General features: G+C 59.7%; 6 protein-coding genes. 2 read left to right on the top strand and 4 right to left on the bottom strand.

The annotated features are described in order from the left end of the window. Together WAW39_RS01620 and WAW39_RS01615 are read left to right on the top strand one after the other, a co-directional pair. The coding region (locus tag WAW39_RS01620; protein ID WP_422315090.1) for a hypothetical protein at window positions 1-2,008 on the top strand (2,008 nt) is incomplete at its 5' end. A gap of 12 nt (window positions 2,009-2,020) precedes the next feature. Further along, window positions 2,021-3,961, top strand: coding sequence for an ABC transporter ATP-binding protein (locus WAW39_RS01615; RefSeq protein ID WP_422315088.1), 1,941 nt, complete (start codon window positions 2,021-2,023; stop codon window positions 3,959-3,961). Window positions 3,962-4,205: 244 nt separating this feature from the next. Here the strand turns inward: WAW39_RS01615 and WAW39_RS01610 are convergent, their stop codons facing one another. From WAW39_RS01610 to WAW39_RS01595, 4 genes are read right to left on the bottom strand one after another with little or no spacing between them, the layout of a single operon-like run. Beyond that, the gene (locus tag WAW39_RS01610; RefSeq protein WP_422315086.1) at window positions 4,206-5,396 is read right to left on the bottom strand and encodes an ABC transporter permease; all 1,191 of its coding nucleotides are present in this window, start codon (window positions 5,394-5,396) and stop codon (window positions 4,206-4,208) included. A 25-nt stretch (window positions 5,397-5,421) separates the two neighbouring features. Continuing rightward, complete coding sequence (locus tag WAW39_RS01605) at window positions 5,422-5,832, bottom strand: type II toxin-antitoxin system VapC family toxin (protein ID WP_422315084.1); 411 nt, start codon at window positions 5,830-5,832, stop codon at window positions 5,422-5,424. Beyond that, on the bottom strand, window positions 5,829-6,119 hold the full coding sequence (locus tag WAW39_RS01600; RefSeq protein ID WP_422315082.1) for a hypothetical protein: 291 nt from the start codon (window positions 6,117-6,119) through the stop codon (window positions 5,829-5,831). The genes WAW39_RS01605 and WAW39_RS01600 overlap by 4 nt, the downstream gene beginning before the upstream one ends. 14 nt (window positions 6,120-6,133) lie before the next feature. Beyond that, entirely contained in the window at window positions 6,134-6,661 is a 528-nt protein-coding gene (locus WAW39_RS01595) for a YidB family protein (RefSeq protein WP_422315080.1), read from the bottom strand. Window positions 6,662-6,707: the final 46 nt, after the last annotated feature.

Here is a 6,707-nt window from a genome sequence, read left to right as displayed (position 1 = left end):
GCCCACACCGGTCGTTTTGCCGCAGACCTATTTTGATCTCACTCCCGTGCAGCGGGATCGCTGGCGGAAGTTTCTCCCGCAGACCCTGCTGAAACTCACACGGCGTGAGCGTGTGGAGATCGTAGTGCTGGGTGATGCGATATTCGATGGTGCCAAGGCCGAGCCCGGCGTGGACCCGGTGCTCAAAAGCTTTGCCGGCGTTTTTGCTAAAAAGCTCGCGGCCCAGTTTTACTACACCGGCGGCGTGCGCGTGGTGCGGCCTGGCGGCAAATTGCGCGACAAGGAATCCAAGATCTTGGGTCCTGAGATTTTGATCCAGCCGGTGCAAACCTCCAGTATCATTTCGGCCGCCTCGGCGCTGTCCACCGTCGGATTTCAAGGGCAGCCCGATGTCGTCTTGGTGGCGCAGGGCTTGGAAGACGGGCTGGCTGGAGTCTCTGCCGCAGATGTGGCGGTTGCCTTTCGCAGTCTGTTGGACACTGCTCGCGGCAAACGTCTCGAAGTCATCGTCGCCGGACCCATTCCGCAGGCGGCAGATCCTGAGGAGGCCAGTCTGGCACTCACGCGCGGCCCCTCCAGCGTGCTGCGTGAAGCCAGCGCCAGGGCGGATGTCATTTTCTCAGACCTTGGCGATTTGTCCCGCCTGCTGCAGACACCTCCCGGCACCAAAGGGGCGGATCAAATCTTCCCCGCACTGATGCAGGAGTATCAAAGCCTTCTCAATCTCCTCCCCTCCCAAGGAGTGATGACGCCAACGACCGGCATGCACGCGGAGATGGGCCGCATCTTGTTTCAGGATGTGATGCAGGGCGCACCCGGTGTCCCATGGAAGATCAGCGCCGCCAAGGCAACGCTGGCGGGGCAGGGCCAGCTTAAGCTGGAGTTTGAACTGGCCAACACCCGGCGCGAACCCCTGAATGTGACTCTGCTGCCGCTGGTGCCAGCCGGGGTAAAACCCAAGGACACGAATCCCGAAATCCAGCTGGCTGCTGGCGCGAAACAGACGGTGAAGTTGACCTACGCCATCACCGACACCCGCCATCTGCCGCTGACCGATGGCGAAATGCGCCTGCCCGTGCTCGTGATCGCGGGCAAACAGTCGCGCATCGAGGACATCGTGGTGCCTCTGCGTCCTTTCAGCATCACTTGGAACGCGCGCGCGGCCTTCAATCAAGAAGCGGAGTTTTCGCCCGAACTCGAAATCGAAAACAGCACCGGATCCAGTCTCTCGGCATCCTGGGAGTCGAACTGGGGCGGTAAATCTCAGGAAGGCAAGATCGCTCTGGAGGCCGATGGTTCGGAGGTTCTCAAGCTGGCCCTGCCGCTGCCAGCCGATGGGCGCCTGCCTCTGCGCCGTGTGCTGCCGCTGAAGCTGGCGCTGAACTCCAACGGCGTGAGACAGATTTTCGATCGCGACATTGAAATCACCCGCAACATGGGCCTCAAAGAATCGGTGCCCCTCACTGCGGCAGATGCCCAGGAGAGCGCCGTGACTTTGCGGGCGGATGCCGACAGCATGAAACTCTTCCTCACCCTCGATCTGACCGGTGTCAGTCTCGTGGACGACTCTTCTGGCAAGGCCTTTGAACTGCTGCTGAACCTCGACGCTCGCAGCTATGGCGAACGACAGACTCCAGGGGCCACCGCAGCACTGCGCATCACCGGCAAAGCCGCCGATGGCGATGCGACGGTCGATCCCATCGCACCCTGGGCCTTTGGCAGCGGTTATGCTGCGGTGTTCGAACCGAAAGAAATCCACGCGACACTCACCAGCTCCGCAGGCGGTGGCCGCAGGCTCACCATCACCCTGCCGAAAAGCTATCTCTACCGCCACGAATGGGCTTTGGGGAATGGCAACAGCCAGCTGGGCCTGAACGTCCGCTTCAATGGGGGCGGCCGTGGCTATTTCCTCACCCGCAGCAGGCGGCAGGGGGATGATGCAGAAAGTCTGAGCGTCTTGGAATTGACCGATAAACCAACGCAGCGCTGGACGGTGCGCGTGGAGTAGAAGAAAACAAACATGGCTGAAGAACGAGCGAGTAAAAAATTGTGGGACCGTGCGGCGTGGAAAGACGCTGGCTTTTTCCTGACCTACCTGCGTCCGCATTACAACGTCTTCATTCCGGCGCTCATCGCGCTGGCGATCACGGGCGGCATGACGATCCTTTTTATCAAGGAGCTGGCTGCGCTGGCCGGGAAAGGCATTGGTGGCGGGATTGGCGCTGAATGGATTGTCCAGTTCAAGGCACATGTCGGCCAGCTGTCTGCCTTGGTGGGTGGATGGCCTGCTGAAGCTGCCAAACCTGACTGGGGCAATGAATTGAAAGACGTTGCCCGGCAGGCTTCAGAATTGAACGCTACATTAAAAGGTGCCAACGGGCCGGAGTGGATGGCTGAACTGACACGCTCGGCATGGTATTTGGTGGCGCTTGTCAGTGTCCAGGCAGTCATCGCCTTCTTCCGCATCTTGCTCTTTGCCAAAGCTTCTGAGCGCGCACTCGCCGCTCTCCGGCTCGACACCTTCAGCCGCATCATCCGTCTGCCCATGGCGACGCTGAACCAGCGCCGTGTCGGTGAACTCGCTTCTCGCCTCGCCAACGATGTCGAGGCCATGCGCGAGACGCTGGTGGTCACGATTCCGATGCTGATCCGCCACACCGTGATGTTGTCACTCTGTCTGGTGCTGATCCTCAATATGTCGGTCAAGCTGTCGCTGTTCATGGTGGGCACCATCCCCGTGGTGATCGTGATGATCGCCATCTTCGGCTCACGCATTCGCAAGCTGACCAAGCGCGCGCAGGACAACCTCGCCGCCTCGCAGGTCGTGGTGGACGAAAGCCTGCAAAGCATCGTCAGCGTGAAAGCCTTCCGCAATGAGGCCTATGAGCTGGCCCGCTATGACAAGAATCTCAGTGAATACCTGCGCACCGTGCTGCGTGCGGCCGTGCCTCGGGCCTCGTTCATCGCCTTCATCATCTTCGCCTTCAGCGTGGCCTTGATCCTCGTGACGTGGTTCGCCATGCGCATGCTGAACGACGGCGGCATCGGCAAGGAGGAACTGACTCAGTTCGCCGGTCTCAGCGGCATGATCGCAGCCTCCTTCATTCAGTTCCCCGAGTTGATCACCCAGCTCCAGCGTTCACTCGGCGCCACTGAACGCGTGCGTGAAATCCTGCGAGATCAAACCGAACCGGACGACACCGTCGGAGCCTCGAAGCTGCGCTTCAAAGGCGAGATCGACATGCACGATGTCAGCTTTGCCTATCCCACACGTCCGGAAGCCATCGTTCTGCGGGATTTCAATCTGCAGGCCAAGGCAGGCCAGCGCATCGCCCTCGTCGGTCCCAGCGGTTCGGGCAAATCCACCAGCGTCTCGCTGCTCTTCCGCTTCTACGATCCGACCACCGGCGAAATCCGCATCGACGGCCAGCCGATTCGCGACATGTCCCTCACCACGCTCCGCCGCAATCTCGCCCTCGTGCCGCAGGAAGTGCTTCTGTTTGGCGGCAGCATCAAAGAAAACATCGCCTACGGCAAGCCCGAGGCCACCGAGGAGGAGATCATCAGCGCCGCGAAAAAAGCCAACGCTCACGATTTCATCGTCAGCCTCACCGAAGGTTATCAGACCCTCGTGGGAGACCGTGGCACCCAGCTTTCCGGCGGCCAGCGCCAGCGCATCGCCATTGCCCGCGCCATTCTCGCCGATCCGGCCATCCTGATCCTCGATGAAGCCACCAGCAGCCTCGATGCCGAAAGCGAACGCCTCGTGCAGGACGCCCTCGACAAGCTGATGGAAAACCGCACCAGCATCATCATCGCCCATCGCCTCAGCACCGTCCGCCGCTGCGATCAAATCCTCGTCATGTCCAGCGGCGCCATCCTCGAACGCGGCACCCACGACGAACTCGTCGCCAAACCCGGCAGCCTCTACGGCTCCCTCGCCAAGCTGCAGCTCGAATAGCCTGAAGTACGACAGGCACTCCTGCCTGTCGGCCAGCGCTTTCCAATCATCCCAGACTCTCAAGCTCCCCACGCTCGTCAGCGCATTGAAGGCATTGTCTTCAATGCATCCCGATGGCGTAGCCATCCAAGCCTGTACAAGGGGTTCAGCGCAGCGACACCCCTTGTTCACAGGGCCTTTACTCCCTCACATCCATGCATCGCGTAGCGCTCATCTCCCCACCACTCCCTGCTCCAGATCCTCCTCAACTCCTGAACACCATCGCCGGCTCCAGCTTGCTCACGCGCCAGATCCCCATCAGCGCCGCCAGCGTGCAAATCACCAGCACCACGCCCAGCACGGCAAACGGCACAAACTCCGGCATATAAAACGGCGGCTGCTCATTTTTCAGCGCAGCCATCGCGAAGCCGGAAGTGAAGAACAGTCCGATGCCGTAACCAATCAGACCTACGGTAAACGCCTGCGCAATCAGCATCAGGCACAGCGTGCCATTGGAAGCCCCCATCGCCTTCAGTGCACCCAGATGTCGCATGTTCTCCAGCACAAACGAGTAAAACGTCTGGCAGCTCACCGCCATCCCCACCAGCAGGCCGATGATGACCGTGGTGCCAAAGGAAATCGGAATGCCGGTGTTCTTCACATACCACCACACAGTCGAGACATTGAAGTTGTCCGTCTTTTCTCCGCCACGCTGCTCCCAGAATTCGCCAAAACCCGCTTCACGGTTCACAAACGCCTTCAGCCCCGTTTCGCGCTGAATGTCCGCCACCGCTTGGTCCAGGCTCACACCCTCGCGTGGCGCGCAGATCACCGCCTGCAGCATCTTGCGCTGCGCCGGCACATACTGCAGCGCCCGCTCATAAGTCGTCCAGACGTACGGGCCTCCAGTGAAGGACGTCGCTGCATCCGCGATGCCCACCACCCGTGCCTCCTGGTCATTGAGCTCAAACACATCGCCCACCTTCACCTTTTCGCCGCGTTTGCGGGCCAGTCGTGTCACCCCCAGATCATCAATGATCACCGAATGCGGCAGCCGCAGTTTCATCAGGTTGCCTTCCAGCATCTTCGCCGGCGCTCCGGCCAGCGTGTTCGCATCAATGCCGATGAGCTGGATCATCTTGAAGTTCCCGTTCTCCAGCCGCACGCGCTGGATGCCTGAATAGATCGGCGCAGCCCACGCCACGCTGGCCACACTGCGCACGCGCGCCACATCCGTGTCCAGCAGCGGATTCGTCTCATTCACCTGCTCCACCTTTTCCTCCACCACCCAGATCGGTGCCGGAACGTTTTTCAGAGTCGACTTCGTCCAGTTCATCAGCCCGCAAAACACAGCCGTTTGCTGCGCCATCAAAAACGTCGCCACCGCGAGACCTGCCACCAGCATCAGGTACTTGGCCGTGTCACCAAACAGCATTTTCAGGGCAAGGCGGAGCATGGAAGATCAAGTTAACAGGGTGGATTCAAAGCAAAGTCACTTCCTCGGCTTGGGCCGCTGCACACAAAGCATTGTCGGAGGAGAGTAACGGGCATTTTAGGCGCAATGTCAGTTCGAGGTATGATGCATCATACGAACTGAGTGAGTGTTTGGTCGCCAGTCGCTGGATCTCATCAATGTGGGCCGTGGATTCCTCATTCACTCTCACGGGATAACCGTGAATGCAGGCGATAGCCTGGTCTCGCTCGTTCGCGTCCAGCTTCTTCCGTCGCTCCCGCACCAGCAGAACATTGAGAGTCTCCAGCAGCCACAGCGGCGGTACACTTACGGCATCACCGCTGCCGATGTGATGCAAGAATGTCTCAGCCACCTTCTCATCGTGGACGGGAAGTACCGTGCCCAGCGCCGCATTTGCATCCGCCACAAGGATCATCATGCGCGTCTTCCCGCTTCAAGATAATCCTGCGCCGTCCAATCATCACTGCCATACTTTGCGGCCAATTGGGCCTTAAGCCGTCGTGCTTGCTCGATTTTCTCCTGCACAGGCTGTTCGAGCGAGCATGCGCGTTCAGGAGTGATGCGTGCCTGCACACGGCCTTCGTTGGTGAGACAGACCTGCTCTCCCTCCATCACCTTGCGCAGGTATGAGGCGGCGTTCAGCAGAAAGTCAGCAACGGATGCATTCACTAACGCAATCATGCGGGAAAAACGCACTGTTTGCAACGCGCTTCTTGAGCTTAGCGCCCTCCGCCAAACAATCCGCCGAGTCCGCTGCTGATCACACTGGTCAGCACGCTTTGAATCTGGCTGCCGCTGGGGTTGTTGTCGTGAATGTGGCCCTGCGGCGTCAGTTTGTCGATGATCTGCGGCAGGAACTGCGTCAGCAGCGGCTGCACCGTGTGCACATGCATGCCCACTTTGCCAGCAAGCGCCTGCAGGTTTTCTTCTCCCACCGCGGCCTTCATCTGCTCGGCATTGATCGGCAGGTTCGTTCCCGTTCCGACCCAGGAGGCAAAAATCTCAGTCAGGCCCGCTTTCTCAAACTGGGCCATCATGCCGTTCAAGCCACCCGCTTCATTCAGCAGACCGGACAGCATCGCTGCGGGGTCCATTTTGGCAGAGCCGCCGAGCATGCTGCCCAGCGCGTTTTTGGCGAGTGAATCAAAGAGTCCCATAAGAGCGGCGATTGTGGGGGAGGGGATTCCAAAGTCAAGGCTGCTCCATGCGTCCTTTCGCCCCTCGGTCGTCTTCTGGCATCCGGCCAATTTGCAATTCTCAGTTTTCAGTTCCCAGTTTTCAATTCCTCATACC

This window comes from Prosthecobacter sp., from assembly GCF_049294395.1.
Lineage (GTDB): Bacteria > Verrucomicrobiota > Verrucomicrobiia > Verrucomicrobiales > Verrucomicrobiaceae > Prosthecobacter.
The sequence above is the reverse complement of the archived record's forward strand: the minus strand, read 5'-3'. Positions and strand labels throughout refer to the sequence as shown.